Source organism: Peptoniphilus sp. KCTC 25270, from assembly GCF_021012875.1.
Taxonomy (GTDB): Bacteria; Bacillota; Clostridia; order Tissierellales; family Peptoniphilaceae; genus JAJMZJ01.
The window spans coordinates 216,348-234,485 of record NZ_JAJMZJ010000001.1 but is presented as its reverse complement, the minus strand read 5'-3'; the positions used below and the strand labels follow the sequence as shown (position 1 = coordinate 234,485).

Below are 18,138 nucleotides of genomic sequence, written 5' to 3'. Positions count from 1 at the left end.
CACCTCTTATTTTTATCGTATTTTCCCATTTCCAAAAACAATGTATTTGGAGGAAGTCAATTCTTCCAATCCCACTGGGCCGCGGGCATGTAATTTTTGCGTAGAGATGCCGATTTCAGCTCCCTTTCCAAATTCTCCCCCATCGGTAAAACGACTCGAAGCATTTACGTAAACACAAGAAGAATCTACCCGATCTAAGAACATCATGGCATTTTCATAATTTTCTGTAACGATGACTTCTGAATGTCCCGTTGAATATTTATCTATATGGGCGATGGCCTCCTCTAAAGAATCCACTACCGCCACACTCATTTCTAAATCCAAATACTCTGTAAAATAATCTTCTTCTGTCGCTGGAAGAATCCCTTGCATTTTTTCTCTAACTCTTTCATCCCCATGGGTTTTGATTCCATGTTTTTGAATCAACGCTTCCAATCCTTGATAAAATTCATCCTTTACATCTTTATGAATCAAAAGAGATTCCATGGCGTTACAAACTCCTGTACGAGAAGTTTTTGCATTTTCAATAATCTTCAAGGCCATTTCAACGTTTCCATAAGAATCCACATAAACGTGACAATTCCCTGCACCAGTTTCTAAAGTTGGTACTTTTGCATTCTCTACAACGGACTGAATTAACCCTTTGCTACCTCTTGGAATCAACAAATCCACATAGCCACGCAGACCCATTAAACCATAGGAAGATTCCCTTGTTGTATCTTCAATTAACCCAACCATATCCGAGTTGTGTCCTGCTTTTTCAATGCCTTCTTTTATGGATTTTACCAACGCTTTGTTACTATGAATGGCTTCTTTTCCTCCACGTAAAAGAATGGCATTCCCCGATTTTATAGCTAAAGTCGCCCCATCGCAAGTAACATTTGGGCGAGATTCATAAATCATAGCCAAAACTCCAATGGGAACGGTGCGTTTTCCAATACGCAGGCCATTGTCCAAAGTTTCCATTTTTTCCATTTTTCCCACAGGGTCTTTGGATTGAATTAAAACATCAATGGCTGAAATCATATCCCGAATTCGCTCTTCCGTTAGTTTTAAGCGGTCCAAAAGAGATTCACTAATCCCTTTTTCTCGAGCATATTCCATATCTTTTTCATTGGCTTTTAATATTTCCTCTATATTTTCTAACAATCCATTTTGAATGGATGCTAAAATTTTATTCTTTTCTACATTTCCCAATAAGGCCAATTCTTTTGAGGCATTTTTGGCTTTTTCTCCCAATTCAATCAATGTTTGGCTTAAAGTAGGTTCCAATTTTTTCTCCTCCAATAATATTTCGAATGTTTTTTGTATCTTCTGCACTGGCAATGACAACGGGAATTCCCTTCTCCACAGCTTTTTTTGCTGCTTTGATCTTTGTACTCATTCCACCCGTCCCCACTTTTGATTCCGTATCTTTTGCCATTTCAACAAAACGCTCATCGATTTCTTCCACTTCTTCAATTCGTTGGGCGCCAGGATTTTTTCTTGGATCGTCATCATACAATCCATCAATATCCGTTAACAAAATCAACAAATCCGCTTCTACAATTCCAGCCACTAGAGCAGAAAGTGTATCATTGTCTCCAAATTCAATTTCATAAGTGGAAATCGCGTCATTCTCATTTACAATGGGGATTGTGTTCATTTCCATTAATTTTTCGAAAGTATTTCTCCCATTTTCATACATGGTTTTATCTCGCTCAATTTGTTTTGTCAGTAAAACCTGAGCCGCTTGATAGCCATAGGCATTAAACGCCTTGTGATAAAGTTGCATTAAAGTAACTTGCCCTACCGCAGAGGCCGCCTGTTTTCCTATGGTATCTCGAGGACGCTCTGGCAAATTCAAACGTTTTGCACCAGCTGCAATGGACCCTGAGGATACTAAGACAACTTGAAGCCCTGCATTTTTCAAATTGGATAATTCCCAAGTCAAATTATCAATAAATTCTAGGTTCAAATTTCCATTTTCATGGGTCATAGAAGATGTACCCACTTTTATAACAACTTTTTTTATTTCACGGGAAAATTTTCTCATAATTTCACATATTGCTCCTTATATAATCTCTTCCTATAGCATAGCACAATTTCTTTTGATATAATAATGGTGTTTCACAATTATTAACCTATTTTTTAGAAAGTGGTGATAGTATGGACAAAAAAATTCATGTTCACTCCCCAAGAGGAGATTTCCGTGTTATAAAGGAAAAATATGTACCTGAAATCGAATCTTCTTTGCGCAAGAAAGCCGTATTGGTTCCAAAACCAATCTATAATGCAAGTGGAATTCGTGTTCAGGGAACAAGGATTAAATCCTTTGTATTCTCTACGGACATTGCAATCATTAAAAACTGCAATGCCCAAGCAGTTATGGCAGTATATCCATTTACTCCACAACTTTCCATCATTCAAGCCATTATTCAAGCTTCTTCTATTCCTGTATTTGCTGGCGTAGGAGGAGGAACAACTACGGGACCTCGTAGTATTAATATTGCTTTACAGGCAGAATTGTTGGGTGCTTTTGGGGTCGTTGTTAATGCTCCTATGAAAAATGATGTCATTGCAGAAATGTACAAAGCTTTGGATATTCCTATTGTCGCTACTATTGCTAGCGAAAATGACGATGTCGTTGGAAAAATTAATGCAGGAGCGCGTATTTTGAATATTTCTGGCGGAAAAAATACACCTGAGTTGATCAAAAAAGTTCGTTCTCTCATTGGTCCTGAGTTCCCTATTATTGGAACCGGTGGTCCAACGGATGAAATGATTCAAACAACCATTGATTCTGGGGCCAACTCCATTACCTTTACTCCTCCATCCAATGCTGAATTGTTTACAGATATGATGCAACATTATCGTGAAATTCACCAAGAAGAAGAGAATCCAAATCGTAGAGAAGATTTACATATCGACGATTTCCAACAAGATTTGGTTTTCTCAGACGATGCCATTGAATACATTGACGAAGTCGAAGATTTGAATTCAAAATAAAGGAAGATGGAAAAATATGTACAAAAATTCTTTTACAAAAACGTTGGTGCACATTATTTTAATTTTGCTCATCATCTTTTTGTTTAGTTTGACGCGGGATTTTTTAGGCCCTATTTATAGCGTCATCATATTATTGTTGACGCCACTTATTCTGTCGGTCTATCTATTCTACGCGTTTCGACCCATTCGTAACAAATTATACCAGTGGACGAAAAGCAAAAATATATCTGCTTTAATTACTTTTTTGCTTTTTATTCTTACTATTGTTGTTTTGGTAACTGTAATTACTAGTATGATTTATTCTCAATCGGCTAGCTTCTTGCAAACTTTTGACTTGAATCAAATTATAAAATCCAATAATTTCAAACTACCAGCTCCTATTGAACAATACGTTCCCACTAACGAGTTAATAAATAATCTACAGAGTTGGTTACAGGAAACAATTGGTAGCCTTCCAAAACAAATTAGTAATTTTGTTTCCAATATTGGTACCATTGGTTCTTTGGGTTTATTAATTCTTTTGGCTTTCTTCTATCTTTTGAAAGACGAAGAAATATTAGTGGAAAATGTGAAAGATATCAACTTAGGAAAATACCACAAAGAAATTTTGGATATTTTCCGCCAAATACACGAGACTCTAGAAGTGTATATTTCTGGACAAATTACTGTCGTGGCCATTCTTGGTATTCTCATGTTTATTGGTTATAAGATCATCGGCATTGAATACGCTCTATCTTTGGCATTGATCGCCTTTGTTATGGATTTTATTCCTTTTGTTGGCCCATTTATCGGCGCTGCGCCTGCTGTATTGGTAGGACTTACCATGGGACCTGGTATGGTTGTAAAAGTAATCATTCTTACTTTGGTTGTTCAACAAATCGAGTCCAACTTGGTTACGCCAAATGTTATGGGACGAAAAATGGATATTCATCCATTTATGGTTATTTTGGTTGTTTTGATTTGTATGAATTTATTTGGAGTTCTTGGTGCTTTGATTGCTACACCTTTATATATGGTAATTAAAATTATATTCCATGGATTGCAAAAAATTTATTATAAGAAAAAAATGATGTGTCCTATAGACGAAGAAAAAGCAAGCTCTTAAGAGCTTGCTTTTTTAGTTCATATAAGATTTTGCTTTTTCCAAACGGTTTAGAATTTCTTCTTTTCCTAACAAATAAATAATACTTGTTAAGTCTGGTCCATGTACATTTCCTGTCATGGCCGCACGAGCGGGCATAAATAAGTTCTTTCCTTTTACCCCTTTCGCTTTTTGAACTTTCTTCATTAAACCTTTGGCAAATTCTTGGTCGATTTCATCCACTTCTGCCAAAGCTTCTTCCAATCCTTGAATTACATCGGGAGCCGTTTCCCCTTTAAGTTGTTCTATGGCTTCTTCTTCTGTTACTTTGTATTCTTCAAATAAGAAAGTAGATTGCTCTGGGGCTTGTTCCAAACGATCCAAAGAATCTTGAATGGTTTCCATTAATACCAAGTATTTTTCTTTATTGTTTTCCACAAATTCCTTGTTTACATATCCTGCTTTTTCCATATAGGGGAAAGCCAATTCTCCCAATTCTTCTCTAGAAAGTTTTTTCATGTAATGAGAATTTACCCAGTCCAATTTTTTCTTGTCAAATACGCCACCTGTTTTGGCTACACGTTTTACATTGAACTGTTCAATCAACTCTTCCATAGTAAACAATTCTTCATTGCTTTCTGGGCTCCATCCCACTAAAGCCAAATAATTTACCAATCCTTCCGGTAAATATCCGTGTCCTTTGAAGTCTTCTACACTTACATCCCCTTGGCGTTTGGATAATTTTTTGTGGTCAGAGTTTAGAACCCCTGGTAAATGAACGTAGGTTGGTTGTTCCCACCCAAAAGCTTCGTATAAATATACGTGTTTTGGAGTAGATGGCAACCACTCTTCTCCACGAACAATATGCGTAATTCCCATTAAATGGTCATCTACCACAACCGCTAAATGGTAAGTTGGGAATCCGTCACTTTTCATTAAAACTTGGTCGTCCATTTCGTTTGTATTGATTACAATATCTCCACGCACTTCATCACGGAATTTAATATCCCGGTCGTGTGGCAATTTTAGACGAACAACATATTCTTCCCCGTTGGCAATTCTCTCTCTTGCTTCGTCCAAGGGAATATTTCGGCACAAGCCATCGTAACGAGGAACTTGTCCTTTCATCTTTTGGCCTTCGCGTAAATTGTCTAAACGTTCTTTTGTACAGAAACAATAATAAGCGTGTCCTTCTTCAATCAATTGATCGACATATTTTTTGTAAATATCCAAACGTTCGGATTGAATATAAGGGCCACATTCTCCCTTTTGAACCACTTTTCCATCTTCCATTAGAACGCCTTCATCAATTTCTACGCCACTCCATTGTAAAGAAGCGATTAAATTTTCAATCGCCCCTTCTACAAGGCGAGTTTGGTCCGTATCTTCAATACGCAATAAAAATTTTCCGTTGTTTTGTTTGGCATATAAATAATTATAAACCGCCGTTCTTAAGCCTCCAATATGCAAATATCCTGTTGGAGATGGGGCAAAACGTACTCTTACTTCTGACATAATTCCTCCTATTTTTCTTCTTTTATTCCTAACGCAGCCAATATATCTTTTGGTTCTCTTACATAATTTAAGATCCATTCTTTGGGATAAGAAAGTTCTTCTAATAAAGCTTCCGCCAAACTTATCTCCCCGATAGATAAGTCAATATGAGCATCGGAACTCATGATTACACGTAACCCTTTTTCCTTCCCAATGGTTAACATACGAGTTAAATTTTTTCTAGCCCCTTTTCTTGGGCCACCTTCTCTTAGGGAGGAATTATTTACTTCCACAAAATAATGATTCTCTACAGCAAAATTTACCAACGTTTCATAATCAACAGGATATAAATCATCATCAGGGTGTCCAATGATTTTGACTTTTGGATGTTTTGTTGCCTGGATTAAAGCCTGGGTATTTTCTTCTATAGTCCCCGGTTGAATACAATGTTTGTGTAGACTTACAATGGCATATTCAATCAAACGAAGATCCAAATTTACATCTAGCGCTCCTTCGTAATCGATAATATTTGCCTCTGCGCCACAAAGAACCATCACATCGTCTACCATTCTTGGAATGGCTCCATAATTATGAAAGATCATATTGGTTTCCACGCCGGGCATCGCCATAGAATGATCTGTTGTTCCCATTACTTTTAGTCCTTTTTTCTTAGCGTATCGAATATTTTCTGTTAACGAAGAATAGGCATGGCCACTGGCTACTGTATGCGTATGCAAATCGCATAAATTCAATGTCATTCCTCCTTTCTTATTTATCTCAATCTTATTTATTATACCACAAATTAAATTTCTCTTGCATCCTAGAAGGCCACAAAAAAATACCTCCGAAGAGGTATTTTTTAATTGGCTGTCGCTTCCATAATTTGGAAATAGGCCCATGAATTTCTGTTTACATCCTTAAATGGATTGGATCCATATTTCCCGATGAAGTTTTCATCTGGAACTCGTTGCAACACTTTGTTTAATACAGTAGCTACTTCTTGACGAGTAATCTTATCGTTTGGACCAAAACTTCCATCTTCTCTACCGTTCATAAGTCCAGCAGCAGATACTTGATCAATGTATTGTTTCGCCCAAAAACTAGATTTTACATCCTTAAAGTTTTTCGCTCCTGCTCCTGTGTTTAATTTCATATATTTAGAAATCAATGCCGCAAATTCCGCTCGGCTAATGGAATTTTCTGGACGGAACGTTCCATCTAAATAACCAGAAATCACTCCTGTTTTTTCCATATATCCAATACTACCAGCGTACCATTTACTGTCGGATACATCCCTAAAGGAAGAGAATGAATTGCCCATACTTCCCTTGGTCATAATTTTCGTAAATACAGAGGCCACTTCTGCTCGCGTCATGGATTTTGTTGGAGCAAAAGTTCCATCCGGATAACCGTTCATAAATGGCAAACGTACTTGCTCATAGGCTGTTTCTAAAGATCGTATCCCATTTCCAATTTCTTCACTGGTTACATTGGATTTAATCAACAAATATTGCCCCATGGATACCGCTGCATTTTTTTGGAAAATTTGTTCTTGCGTTAAATTGGTATTCGACATCTTCTCCACTACTCGAACGTAATCTTGTAGTTTTACAACATCATTGGATGGCTGACCACCTGGTGCTTCCTCTTCTCCTACAACCATAGTACGAGTTACTTTCCCGCTACTTGCATAGATTTCAAATCGCAACTCTGCTCCTTCTGGTTGAGGATTGATAACGATTTGGAAATTTCCACTTTCGTCGCTTACTCCTTGAGCCACCAAAGTCGATCCTCTATAAATATCAATTCTCGTATTGGGGTTTGTTTTCCCTGTGATTGTATTTGTATAGGCCTGAATTGGATTGATTTGTGTTCCATCGGTTACAACGTCTTGTTGATTTCCAAACTCATTTCCATTCATATCCATATAAGTTAATACCATGGTATTTTTTAGATCATTCACTTTTGAATATCCATCACGGACTTTTACTTGCATACGTAAATTTAGAGTTTGTGTTCCTTGCAATTTCGTTAAGTCACTTACCGAAAACGTCACAAAACTTACATTGCTTGTTGCGGCTCTACTATCGGTAATCCTATAATACCCTTCTGGAATACTTACGCCTATAATCTCTTGGGAAATCGGTTCCACACGTGGATCGAATTTTACAGATGCTCCCATAGAGCGATAAATATATTGATATCCTTCTGGAAACAATATTTGTAGGTCATAAGTTATCACATCTCCGGCATTGGCGTCTTGGACGGCTGGTTGCACTAAGTTTCCTCGAATTTCTCCCGAAGCTTGGGCTTGGGTCGGTAAGAGGAACAAAAGCATTAGCAAAACCAACGCTACGCTTCCCTTTCTCATAAGTCCTACTCCCCTTTCATATTTTTATTGTACTAAAACTGTTTCCATTTTGTCATTAAATATATATTACAAAACCCTCATTTTCAAATTTTCTTCCAACATTTTGACAGCTTTTCTTTTTTTTCTTACAATAAAATGAACCTTTTGCTTTGCTAAATCGTCTTATTTATAGATGCATCGAAAGAAAGGAGGGTTTTATGGAGAATAAAATAACCATTGAGGGAATAAAATCCGGAAATAAAGATTCCTTCGACAAACTCTATGAAGAATATCATCTACAATTGTATCGAACCGCTTTTTTAATTCTTGGTAACAAAGAAGACTCCGAAGACGTCTTACAAGAAACCTTTATTTCTGTTTTTATGAACATCCATACGCTAAAGGACGAATCCAAGCTGATTCCATGGATGTTTTCCATATTAAGAAACAAAGCTTATTCTAAGTATAAAAAAAGGCAAAGAGAATTTCCTGATGAAGACATCTATTTTAGAGTAGATCAAAATATCCAATCCAATTTAGAAGAAGATTTTGCTCTCATATTTGATATGAGAAATTATCTTATGAAACTAAAACCAAAAGAACGAGAGGTCTTGGTTCTATATTATTATAACGACTTTACTATCGAAGAAATTGCGAATATCTGTAAAACTTTTAAGGGGACAGTAAAATCCAGGCTTCATAGAGCGCGAAAACAAATAAAAGAAGAGCTAAATGCTACCAGTGATTATCCAAAAGATCCATTCTTAGAGGAGGGTGTTTATGAATAAAATTTTTAAGAATGAATTCCATAAAATCGTTAAGGATGTCTATCCTTCTTATTATGTAAAAAATAAAATTGACGCCGAGATTCAAAATCATGGAAAAAAAGGAGACTTTCAAATGAAAAAAAGAAGAATCGTCCTTGTTGCTTGCCTGGCCCTTTTCCTCTCCGTGGGAGTTTATGGGGGAGGAAAAATTACCAGTTCTAAAATTTCTTCCCTCTCAAACTATACCTACACCACTTTTTCAGATGTTGAAAAAGCAGAGAAAAAAACAGGAATCGATGCCAATATACCAAAAGATTTAGGAAATTACACTTTTGATGGAATTACTGTGGCAAATGTTTCAGATTTTGACGATTCCGGAAATGAAATGAACAAAAGAAAAAACATCATTGTAACGTATAAAAATTCCTCAAATGAAATAATTGACTTATATGTAGACAAAATTTTTGACAATCAAACGCCCCTTTCTGAGCAAAAATTTCAAGAAACTAGAACTTCAAATGGCGTTAACTTCTATTACACAAAATTAGAGACTCTTTTCCTTGGCGATGGGAGCCAACTTACAAAAGAGGAACAAAGACGAATGGAAGAAGATCCTTTTTATAATGTGGCCTATGGCTCACCGGATCAAGAAAGAGAAGTTTCGATTTCAAAGCACCTTTCTTTTGAAACAAATGGAGTTTCCTATTCCATCTTAGCCAATGAAAATGTACAGAAAGAAGAGCTCTTTGAAATGGGAGCCCATTTTTTCCAATAACTGAAACATTTTATACCATAAATTATTTCCAATAAAAAAGTCTGTTGCCTACAACATCGGCAACAGACTTTTTCTTTCTTGTATTTTGATAAAATTCTTATTCTATTTTGGAACTCTCTTATTTATAGAGAAGTTCTCTCTTTTTTAATGTTTTCGATGACTTTTTCCAAAGCTTCTTCCACGGAAATTTCTTCGTTTACTCCTTCTTTTCTTGTAGAGTATTCTACCAAATTTTCTCCTGCATTTTTCCCAACGCTAATTCGGTAAGGAATTCCTATTAAATCTCTGTCATTGAACTTTACGCCCGCTCTTTCTTTACGGTCGTCCAATAAAACATCGATTCCCGCATCCAATAGCTTTTTATAAATTTCTTCCCCTAGAGCTTCTTGCTCTTCTTTTTTACTATTTACAACCGTTACAATGGCTTCAAAAGGCGCAATGGCTACAGGCCAGATAATTCCATTATCATCAAAGTTTTGATCAATAATGGCTGATACGGAACGAGTAATCCCAACGCCGTAACTTCCCATCCAGAAATGTTGCTCTTTACCATTTTCATCAAGGAATTTTGCATCCAAAGACTCAGAATATTTTTTGCCCAATTGGAAAATATTTCCTACTTCAATTCCGCGAGCAAATTGCAATTCTTCTCCTTCTTCTGTTTTATCGCCCTCTTCTACCATTAACAAGTCTGGAGCAATTTCTCCTTCAAAATCTCTTCCATAATTTGCGTTAATTATATGGTGATCTTCTTCGTTCGCTCCCACCACAAGGTTGGAAATTTTTGTTAAGCTCTCATCTACAATAATTCTTGCATCCAACCCAATTGGACCGGTAAATCCTGGTACTGTACCAGAATTTCGAATCATTTCATCATCCATCATAACAATTTCATGTTCTGGAATGCCCAAATAAGAAACCAATTTGGTAAGATTCAGTTCTCGATCTCCAGGAATAAAAGCGTATACTGGTTCTCCTTCTACGCTCATATCAATTGCTTTGGCGCATCTTGCTTTTTCTATTCCTAAAAATTCGCTAACTTCTTCAATGGTTTTTGTCCCTGGGGTATGAACTTTTTCTTTTTCCTTTGGCTCTTGAGTTTCAGGATAAGAATAATAAACTTCTGCTTTTTCATCTGTTGCTGCATAGGATCCAGAATCTGTATAGACAATAACCCCTTCGCCGGTTTCTGCCAATGCAATAAACTCATGGGAGCTATTTCCGCCCATGGCTCCTGCGTCCCCTTGGCACACGCGATAATCGATACACAAACGATCAAAAATTCTCTCGTAAGCCCGATACATATTCATATAAGAATCCATCATAGCTTCTTCGTTTACATCAAAACTATAGGCATCCTTCATAGAAAACTCACGAGCGCGATTGATACCGAAACGAGGTCTTTTTTCATCTCTATATTTTGTTTGGATTTGATACAAATTCATAGGAAGTTGCTTATAACTTTTTACTTCCCCTTTTACCAAAGTCGTAAAATACTCTTCCGCCGTAGGTCCCAAGCAAAATTCGCGATCGTTGCGATCTTTTAATCGGAACATTTCAGGCCCATATACATCCCAACGTCCGCTGGATTCCCAAATTTCTTTTGGTTGAATGGCAGACATTAAAATTTCCATGGCCCCTGCACGGTTCATTTCTTCTCGAACTACTTTTTCCACTTTTTGAATTACTTTTAATCCCAATGGCAAGTATGTATAAACCCCAGAGGCAGAACGGCGAATCATAGCTGCACGTAGCATTAATTTATGAGATGCAATTTCTGCATCTGCTGGTACCTCCCGTAAGGTTGGCAAATAATATTGCGATAACTTCATTTCTCTTTACTCACTTTCTTTAGGCTTCCACTCCGGCTTGGCGCATACACTTTCGCACCGCATCAATGACTCCCATAGAAGCCTCCGTTGCACCGCTTACTGTATCCACTTCTGCCGACTGTTTCTTAATCATAGTTCTAGATAGAGAAGAAAAAGCCTCTTCTACTACACCAGAATTTTCTGAATGTTCCACTACTTCTATACGGTCAATAAATCCATCTCGAACTCGCATTCGCACCTTAATAGGACCCTGCAATCCTTCTCCCTCCGCAGTATATTCACCATCTTTCAATAGACGACGGCCAGAGGCTTCATTTCCAAGATAGATCGTATTGTTTTCTGTCTTTATAGAATTTGCACTGTAACTTTCTTTACTGGTACAAGCGCAAAATAACGTTCCACAAAGGGCAATAGCGACTATAACTTTTGATTTTTTCAACGGAATTCCCCTTTTCGTATGTGTTTTTATGTTTTTTCTTGACTATTCTATTATATCCTTTCTAATCCCTGTTTTCAATGAAACCTCATCATAAGAAAAAGAATTATTTCCTTAAATTCTCATAAAAATGCACACAAAAAAGGGAGCCATTCGGCTCCCTCCATCTATTTAATTTTATTTGTTGGATACATTCATTCTCTATAATTCTACGCGATTAACGTCACAGATTATCTGTCAAATTTTTTATCTATATCCAATTTTCTGATTGGTAACACTAACCTCTTTCAACGGAATCACCTTACCTACTCAATAAGTTTTAGACTTTCTACTTACCTTTCTCAAGGGTATCACCTCGTCTTTATACTTTGTTTTGGAAAAATGCGGACGATTTTTTCATTTTCATTCTATCATCCTCTCCTTTAACTTACTTAAAGTATACAGCATCTTGAAGTTTTTGTCAACACAATATACAAAATATTTTTTCTTTTTGTTATTTTTCTTTATTTAAGTCCATAACGCTTTGACGCTTAATAATTTCTACTGGTAGCAAAATCATTTCATCGTCATTGTCTACTTTTTTGTTGTCAATATTTTTCAATAGTTTGCGAATCGCTACGGCCCCAATATCGTAATAAGGCTCTTTTACTGTTGTCAATTTTGGACGATAGATTTCAGATAAGCTACTTCCACCGAATCCAGCAAAAGACATATCATCTGGTACTGTCATTCCGTTATCTCGCATTACATTCATAAGATTGATTGCCAATAAATCTTGACTACAGAATAAAACCGAATATTTTTTGTTTCGAATCTCTTCTTCATGTTGTCTAAAGATATCTTTGGCAGCTTCTTCATCTGTGCCTTCTGCATATAGGAATTTTGGAGTCAAACCATTGGCTTCCATCGCATCACGATATCCTTTGATTTTGTATTTTTCGTTGGTACGATCCATATCATTGCGTAACACAACATAACCAATATCCTTATGTCCCATTTCTGTTAGATAGTCTGTCATATTATAAGCGGCTGCTTTGTTATTGATCGTAACCGTTGGCGCTTCTTCAATATTGTAGAAACGGTTGATTACAACACAAGGAATTTTGAATTCATCCAATTTATACAATAATTTTTGATTTAATATTTCAGAAATAATAATGATTCCTTCTACTTGTTTTCTTGAAAACAATTTGGCAAACTTCACTTCTACTTCTGGATCGCCGTAACTAGAAGACAACAAAATATCGTATTGATACATTCTTCCAATTTCTTCTACGCCCCGTAAAACTTGGGATACATAAGAATTTCCAATGTCAGAAACGATAACACCAATTAAATTCGATTTTTTGGTTACCAAGGATCTAGCTACTTCATTGGGTTTATAATCCAATACCTCAATTGCGTGCATTACCCTTCTTCTTGCTTCGGGGCTTACTGGCTTTGAGTCGTTGATTACTCGAGAAACCGTTGAAATTGAAACATCTGCCATTTTTGCTACATCTTTAATCGTTGAAGCCATAATTCCTCCTTATAATACACAAAGTTGAATAGCGCTTTTTTCTACTTTCACTATTTGAGGAAGTTCTTCCCCTTCTTCGCCGTCCAAATCCACATGCATACTTTCTTCACTAAATAATTCCAATTCTTCTGCTTTGAAATACATAACCTTGTGATTGTCTGGATGTTTCCCAAAGCGAATGTCTGCTAATAATTCTATTACTTCCGTTATTTGCATCTCTTCAAAAATAAGTACATCCAAGAGCCCATCTTGAACATCCGCCTCTGGAGCGATATTTTGAATCCCGCCTACCGATCCAGAATTGGCGATAATAAACAAAAGAGCCTTGGTTTGAATCAAAGTATTCCCTGTTTTTACTCGCAAAGAAAAAGATTTCTTTGAAGAAAACTTTGTATGAAACTCTTTGACCGCCTCTAAATAATAGGCCATTCGTCCCATTACGCTTTTCGAATTATCTGAAACTGTATAGGCAATATCCGTAAAAAGTCCACCAGCGCAAACGTTAATAAATGCATGTTCTCCACAAACGCCAATATCAATCGGTACCGTTTTGCCCCTTTGAATCATCTTATAAAAATCGGTGGCATTTCTTGGCAAGTTCATATGATTTCCAAAGTCATTCACCGTTCCTGCTGGCAATATTGCTAAGGGGACTTCTCGTTTTCCGTGATACATCCCATTTACTACCTCATTTACCGTTCCATCTCCACCAATGGCAATAATAAGGTCTTCTCCGTCGTCGCACATGGCATATTTTTTGCCGTCTCCTTTGGTTTTGGTAAAACAGGTTAATACTTCCCAGTCATCCTGACTAAACAATACAATGAGCCTTTTTACCATTTCCAAACCAAATTCTCGACCAGATATGGGATTGACGATTATTTTCATTCGTCCCAAAACGCTCCCCCCCTTTATTCTATTTTATTATACGATATTAATAACGATTTCACAAATGAAAAACTGCTATTTCTCAATGATTTCATAAAGATTTTTTTCATCCTAGGAAAATCAAAGCCTAGTGCATTCATCAGATTTTCCCACAAAAAAAGGACGACGCCTAAGCATCGTCCTTTATCTTTTTATCTTGTACGAATTACATCTCTTAATGCTTCTAATACTTCCCGTAGAATATAGAAATAGTCTACGATGTTGTTTGCATTAAAGGAGATGGTTCTTGCTGTATCATTAATAGAATCAGAAACAACAGCCGCTGTACTGGTTAAGCGAAGAGTTGTTTCATCTACAGAGCGAGCAATATCATCTACAGTATCTGTAACGCCTCCAACAGTTACAGCAATGCGTTCTACTTCTGGTTTCACTACTTCTACCATTTCTGTAGCATCTGTAGTCAAACGAGAGGCATTAGTTGAAATGACAGTAACATTGTCTGTAATCGTCGGCAATTTCTTAAACGTATCGTCAATTACTGCTTCGTGTTCATCTAGCTTTGTGCGAAGAGATTTCAAAATCCCTACGACATTTTTCAGTACCAAGGCCAAGTATACCAAGGCGCCAATACCAGCTAAATACAATAATATTCTTAAAAGGTCATGGAGTGTTATCGTAATATTCATTCTCCACCTCTTTTATTTATCTAATTCTTTTTTTGATTTATCGCCTGCTTTTTCTGCAGCTTTTGCGATTTTTTCTCCGCTTTCTTTCAATTGTTCACCAGAAACTTCTGCTTGTACTTTTGCTTCTTCGGCAACCTCTTTTACAGATTCTTTGATTTCTTCTTTTGAATTTGCTAATTCTTCTTTTACTACTGTGCCCTCTTCACGAACGATTTCGCCAATTGCACGAGCTTTTGCTTTTGCAATTTCTGCATCGTCTTTCATTTGATCCGCTTTAATAGCAGCACGTAATTTCAAATCATCATAAGTGTTGCGTACAGCTGTTTGCGCTTCGTAAGCTTTTGCTGATAAAGTATCGGCAGTATCCAAAGATTTTTCTTTCGCTACTTCTGCTAATTCTCTAGATTTATCTGCGATGTCTGCACGAGTTTCTTCTCCACTCTTAGGAGCAAATAACACACCTGCTGCAGCACCTACTAAACTACCTACAACAATATTTCCAATACTTCTAGCAATACGAGCTCTTTCTCTTTCTCTTCTTTTACCATCTAAATATTCAAATAACATAAATCTACCTCCGTTTTGAATTTGTTAGTTTTTAATTACCCACTTCAATGGCTTTCAATCCAGATTCATGGTAATTTCTAAAAAGTTTACGTATTATTAAACAAATTCCACACTTGAAAATTTCAATTGAAATGATAGAATAAATTTCATTGAATTGTTTATTTTACCCTATGGTTTATTTACATTTTTACAGAAAAGAAAGGAGTATTTATGTTTGATTCCCATACCCATTGCCGATTCTCCATGGATTCCATGGCCGACCCAGAAGAAAATATTCAGTTTGCTCTTCAAAAAGGAATCGAAGTGTTAACTTTTACCGATCATATTGACCGTTTTTTTGGAAACCATCCTTTAGATTATACTTTCAATGTGGAAGAATATTTTAGCACCCTTTTTTCCTTAAAAGAGAAATACAAAGAAGAAATAAAAATTTTAATGGGAGTAGAAATTGGTCTTGGCCCAGATATTTCCCAGTGGATGGATACCTTTATTGAAGAAACTCCTTTTGATTTTGTTATTGGTTCCATCCATGCTTTAGACGGCTTAGATATTTCTTTACACCAAGAAGATTTGGAGGAAAATACCCTCTCTTGGTACGAAAATTATTACACCACTATGTTAGAATGCGTTCGCAAGACAAAGAATTTTCACGTTTTAGGTCATATTGACTATATTGATCGCTATATGAAGAATCCAGATAAAATTCCTCCTTACGAACAATTTGCCTCTATCATTGATGAAATTTTGAAAGAAATTATTCGTACAGGCCGTGGCATTGAAATGAACACGGCAGGAATTCGTCGAAATTTAGGATATGCCAATCCAAAGGATCGAATTTTACAACGCTATTTGGAATTGGGGGGTACGATTATTACCACCGGATCGGATTCTCATTTTTCTAAACATATTGGCAGCGATATTGATTTGGCTTGGAATCATCTAAAGGAAATGGGATTCGAAGAAATTTTCTATTTCGAAAACAAAACCCTCTATAAAAGAAACATTACAAACTTTACATTGTAAAAATTTTCTATCTTATTTTTATCCTAATCTTTTATTCCATTTAATTCTCCATTTACCTCCAAAGATTACACTATTTCGTAGAAATGAATAAATCTTTGGAGGTATTTTATAATGAAAAAAACGATTCGTATTGTCTCTGCTGCCCTGGCTTTAACTCTTGGCGCTTCCTCTGTTCCCGTACAAGCCCAAGCTGTAAAGGATTATGGGAAGGCCAAAAATGTCATTGTGATGATTCCCGACGGAATGAGCATCGAAGCAGCCACTTTGGCTCGTTGGGTTGATGAAGACCATCAGTTGGAAATGGATGAATTGGTAACTGGATTGGTTCGTACAAACAATGCAAACACTCCTATCGCTGATTCCGCACCAGCTGGTACCGCTATGGCTACAGGAAACAAAAGCCAATCTCCCTATGTAGGTGTTTATCCTTCTCAAGGCGGAATGCCTGGAGCGGAAAATTTTGACGAAAATCGTAGCGGCTCCCCTATAGCAAACCATATTGAAGCGGCAGAAAGATTAGGAAAAAGCACAGGTATTGTTTCTACTTCAAATGTACAACACGCCACACCGGCTGATTTCTCTGCACATCACCCCAACCGAAACAATTTCGATTCCCTTGCAGAACAACAGGTTTTCCAAGGAATGGAAGTGGTATTGGGAGCTGGATCCACTAGCCTTATGAAAGAAAAACGTCAAGACAAAGAAGATTTAATTCAAGAAATCAAAGATCAAGGCTACCAATATATGACTCGTCCAGAAGAATTAAAAAACATTACTTCTGAGAAAATTTGGGGAATGTTTGACCCAGATGCTCTAGCCAATGATTGGGACCGCGATTCTTCAAAAGAGCCTGCTTTATCTGAAATAACCCAAGCAGCCCTTACTATTTTATCTAAAAATGATAAAGGATTCTTTTTAATGGTTGAAGGATCAAAAATCGACTGGTCTGCTCATGCCAACGATCCAATGGGAGTTGTTTCTGAAATTTTGGCTTTCGATAAAGCGGTAGCAACGGCCAAAGAATTTGCAAAAAGCAACGAAGACACCGTTTTAATCGTAGCCTCTGACCATGGAACCGGCGGGCTTACTTTAGGAAATAGCTCCACCTCTAGCGGATACGATAAAAAGCCTCTTAATGAATTTACCGATTTGATTCGCAATGCCAAAAAAACAGGCGAAGGAGCCGCTGCTTTATTAAATGAAGATCGTTCCAATGCAGCTGCCGTTGCAAAAGATGTTTTTGGTATCGACTTAACCGCAGATGAAATTGAAAAAATGAAAAATACAAAAGACGGAGACGTTGCCTTCGGACAAATTATTAGTGCTCGCTCTGCTATTGGATGGACTACAGAAGGTCATGTAGGAGGAGATGTTGCCCTTTACTGTTACGCCCCAAAATCCGTTCTTCCTCTTACTGGATTGGTTCACAACTCTGAAATCGGACAATATATTTCCAGCATTATGGGCACAGATCTAAACGCCCTATCTCAAGAATTATTCATCTATTCTAGAGCGGCCTTTGAACAAAAAGGCGCCCAAGTAAACTTTAACTATAATGAAGGAAATCCTATTTTGGAAATCACAAAAAATGGCGTACAATACAACTTTCCTACCAATCGAAACTACGCCATCGTCAATGGAGAAAAACAACCTATTGGAGGCCTTACTGTCTTCACTGGCGAAAAAATCTACGTTCCTCAAGGAGCTATCGATTTAGTAAAATAAACATTTC

Annotated in this window: 17 protein-coding genes; 6 read left to right on the top strand and 11 right to left on the bottom strand. The window is 36.9% G+C overall.

Features of this window, described 5'->3' with window-relative positions; all coding sequences use genetic code 11:
• Positions 1-12: 12 nt before the first annotated feature.
• Complete coding sequence (locus LQU94_RS01120) at positions 13-1,272, bottom strand: glutamate-5-semialdehyde dehydrogenase (protein ID WP_230634419.1); 1,260 nt, start codon at positions 1,270-1,272, stop codon at positions 13-15.
• Positions 1,241-2,035 carry a glutamate 5-kinase gene (gene proB / locus LQU94_RS01115; RefSeq protein WP_230634416.1) on the bottom strand — a complete coding sequence of 265 codons (795 nt, stop codon included), beginning with the start codon at positions 2,033-2,035 and terminating at the stop codon, positions 1,241-1,243. The genes LQU94_RS01120 and proB overlap by 32 nt, the downstream gene beginning before the upstream one ends.
• A 113-nt stretch (positions 2,036-2,148) precedes the next feature.
• On the opposite strand from proB, the gene LQU94_RS01110 reads away from it, so the two are divergent.
• Complete coding sequence (locus tag LQU94_RS01110) at positions 2,149-2,988, top strand: hydrolase (RefSeq protein ID WP_230634413.1); 840 nt, start codon at positions 2,149-2,151, stop codon at positions 2,986-2,988.
• Between the two features lie 16 nt (positions 2,989-3,004).
• Positions 3,005-4,093 carry an AI-2E family transporter gene (locus LQU94_RS01105; RefSeq protein WP_230634411.1) on the top strand — a complete coding sequence of 363 codons (1,089 nt, stop codon included), beginning with the start codon at positions 3,005-3,007 and terminating at the stop codon, positions 4,091-4,093.
• Between the two features lie 12 nt (positions 4,094-4,105).
• Here the strand turns inward: LQU94_RS01105 and gltX are convergent, their stop codons facing one another.
• The 3 genes from gltX to LQU94_RS01090 form a co-directional block, all read right to left on the bottom strand.
• Complete coding sequence (gene gltX, locus LQU94_RS01100; protein WP_230634407.1) at positions 4,106-5,584, bottom strand: glutamate--tRNA ligase; 1,479 nt, start codon at positions 5,582-5,584, stop codon at positions 4,106-4,108.
• An 8-nt stretch (positions 5,585-5,592) separates the two neighbouring features.
• Complete coding sequence (locus LQU94_RS01095; RefSeq protein WP_230634404.1) at positions 5,593-6,315, bottom strand: phosphatase; 723 nt, start codon at positions 6,313-6,315, stop codon at positions 5,593-5,595.
• Positions 6,316-6,422: 107 nt separating this feature from the next.
• Positions 6,423-7,934 (bottom strand): S-layer homology domain-containing protein, encoded by a 1,512-nt coding sequence (locus LQU94_RS01090; RefSeq protein WP_230634401.1) that lies wholly within the window; start codon positions 7,932-7,934, stop codon positions 6,423-6,425.
• 197 nt (positions 7,935-8,131) lie between these two features.
• Between LQU94_RS01090 and LQU94_RS01085 the strand changes: the two genes are divergently transcribed.
• Positions 8,132-8,701: an RNA polymerase sigma factor gene (locus LQU94_RS01085; RefSeq protein WP_230634398.1), complete on the top strand. Its 570-nt coding sequence runs from the start codon at positions 8,132-8,134 to the stop codon at positions 8,699-8,701.
• Positions 8,694-9,455 carry a hypothetical protein gene (locus LQU94_RS01080; RefSeq protein WP_230634395.1) on the top strand — a complete coding sequence of 254 codons (762 nt, stop codon included), beginning with the start codon at positions 8,694-8,696 and terminating at the stop codon, positions 9,453-9,455. The genes LQU94_RS01085 and LQU94_RS01080 overlap by 8 nt, the downstream gene beginning before the upstream one ends.
• 122 nt (positions 9,456-9,577) lie before the next feature.
• Here the strand turns inward: LQU94_RS01080 and LQU94_RS01075 are convergent, their stop codons facing one another.
• The 6 genes from LQU94_RS01075 to LQU94_RS01050 all read right to left on the bottom strand — a co-directional run bounded on the left by LQU94_RS01075 (position 9,578) and on the right by LQU94_RS01050 (position 15,383).
• Positions 9,578-11,287, bottom strand: coding sequence for a proline--tRNA ligase (locus LQU94_RS01075; protein ID WP_230634392.1), 1,710 nt, complete (start codon positions 11,285-11,287; stop codon positions 9,578-9,580).
• A 19-nt stretch (positions 11,288-11,306) separates the two neighbouring features.
• Complete coding sequence (locus LQU94_RS01070) at positions 11,307-11,726, bottom strand: FMN-binding protein (RefSeq protein WP_230634388.1); 420 nt, start codon at positions 11,724-11,726, stop codon at positions 11,307-11,309.
• A gap of 490 nt (positions 11,727-12,216) precedes the next feature.
• The gene (locus LQU94_RS01065; RefSeq protein ID WP_230634385.1) at positions 12,217-13,242 is read right to left on the bottom strand and encodes a LacI family DNA-binding transcriptional regulator; all 1,026 of its coding nucleotides are present in this window, start codon (positions 13,240-13,242) and stop codon (positions 12,217-12,219) included.
• A gap of 9 nt (positions 13,243-13,251) precedes the next feature.
• On the bottom strand, positions 13,252-14,130 hold the full coding sequence (locus tag LQU94_RS01060) for a diacylglycerol kinase family protein (protein ID WP_230696347.1): 879 nt from the start codon (positions 14,128-14,130) through the stop codon (positions 13,252-13,254).
• Positions 14,131-14,321: 191 nt separating this feature from the next.
• Entirely contained in the window at positions 14,322-14,816 is a 495-nt protein-coding gene (locus tag LQU94_RS01055; protein ID WP_230634382.1) for a hypothetical protein, read from the bottom strand.
• Positions 14,817-14,828: 12 nt separating this feature from the next.
• A complete protein-coding gene (locus tag LQU94_RS01050; RefSeq protein WP_230634379.1) occupies positions 14,829-15,383 on the bottom strand; it encodes a YtxH domain-containing protein in 555 nt (184 codons plus the stop codon).
• A gap of 210 nt (positions 15,384-15,593) precedes the next feature.
• On the opposite strand from LQU94_RS01050, the gene LQU94_RS01045 reads away from it, so the two are divergent.
• Positions 15,594-16,406 (top strand): histidinol-phosphatase HisJ family protein, encoded by an 813-nt coding sequence (locus LQU94_RS01045; protein ID WP_230634376.1) that lies wholly within the window; start codon positions 15,594-15,596, stop codon positions 16,404-16,406.
• Positions 16,407-16,517: 111 nt separating this feature from the next.
• Complete coding sequence (locus tag LQU94_RS01040; protein WP_230634373.1) at positions 16,518-18,131, top strand: alkaline phosphatase; 1,614 nt, start codon at positions 16,518-16,520, stop codon at positions 18,129-18,131.
• Positions 18,132-18,138: the final 7 nt, after the last annotated feature.

Bases quoted from the DNA above. Each gene is read 5' to 3' on its own strand.
- LQU94_RS01050 (WP_230634379.1), bottom strand. From the start codon at position 15,383: ATGTTATTTGAATATTTAGATGGTAAAAGAAGAGAAAGAGAAAGAGCT.
- proB (WP_230634416.1), bottom strand. From the start codon at position 2,035: ATGAGAAAATTTTCCCGTGAAATAAAAAAAGTTGTTATAAAAGTGGGT.
- LQU94_RS01075 (WP_230634392.1), bottom strand. From the start codon at position 11,287: ATGAAGTTATCGCAATATTATTTGCCAACCTTACGGGAGGTACCAGCA.
- LQU94_RS01090 (WP_230634401.1), bottom strand. From the start codon at position 7,934: ATGAGAAAGGGAAGCGTAGCGTTGGTTTTGCTAATGCTTTTGTTCCTC.
- LQU94_RS01085 (WP_230634398.1), top strand. From the start codon at position 8,132: ATGGAGAATAAAATAACCATTGAGGGAATAAAATCCGGAAATAAAGAT.
- gltX (WP_230634407.1), bottom strand. From the start codon at position 5,584: ATGTCAGAAGTAAGAGTACGTTTTGCCCCATCTCCAACAGGATATTTG.
- LQU94_RS01065 (WP_230634385.1), bottom strand. From the start codon at position 13,242: ATGGCTTCAACGATTAAAGATGTAGCAAAAATGGCAGATGTTTCAATT.
- LQU94_RS01110 (WP_230634413.1), top strand. From the start codon at position 2,149: ATGGACAAAAAAATTCATGTTCACTCCCCAAGAGGAGATTTCCGTGTT.
- LQU94_RS01105 (WP_230634411.1), top strand. From the start codon at position 3,005: ATGTACAAAAATTCTTTTACAAAAACGTTGGTGCACATTATTTTAATT.
- LQU94_RS01045 (WP_230634376.1), top strand. From the start codon at position 15,594: ATGTTTGATTCCCATACCCATTGCCGATTCTCCATGGATTCCATGGCC.
- LQU94_RS01040 (WP_230634373.1), top strand. From the start codon at position 16,518: ATGAAAAAAACGATTCGTATTGTCTCTGCTGCCCTGGCTTTAACTCTT.
- LQU94_RS01080 (WP_230634395.1), top strand. From the start codon at position 8,694: ATGAATAAAATTTTTAAGAATGAATTCCATAAAATCGTTAAGGATGTC.
- LQU94_RS01060 (WP_230696347.1), bottom strand. From the start codon at position 14,130: ATGAAAATAATCGTCAATCCCATATCTGGTCGAGAATTTGGTTTGGAA.
- LQU94_RS01055 (WP_230634382.1), bottom strand. From the start codon at position 14,816: ATGAATATTACGATAACACTCCATGACCTTTTAAGAATATTATTGTAT.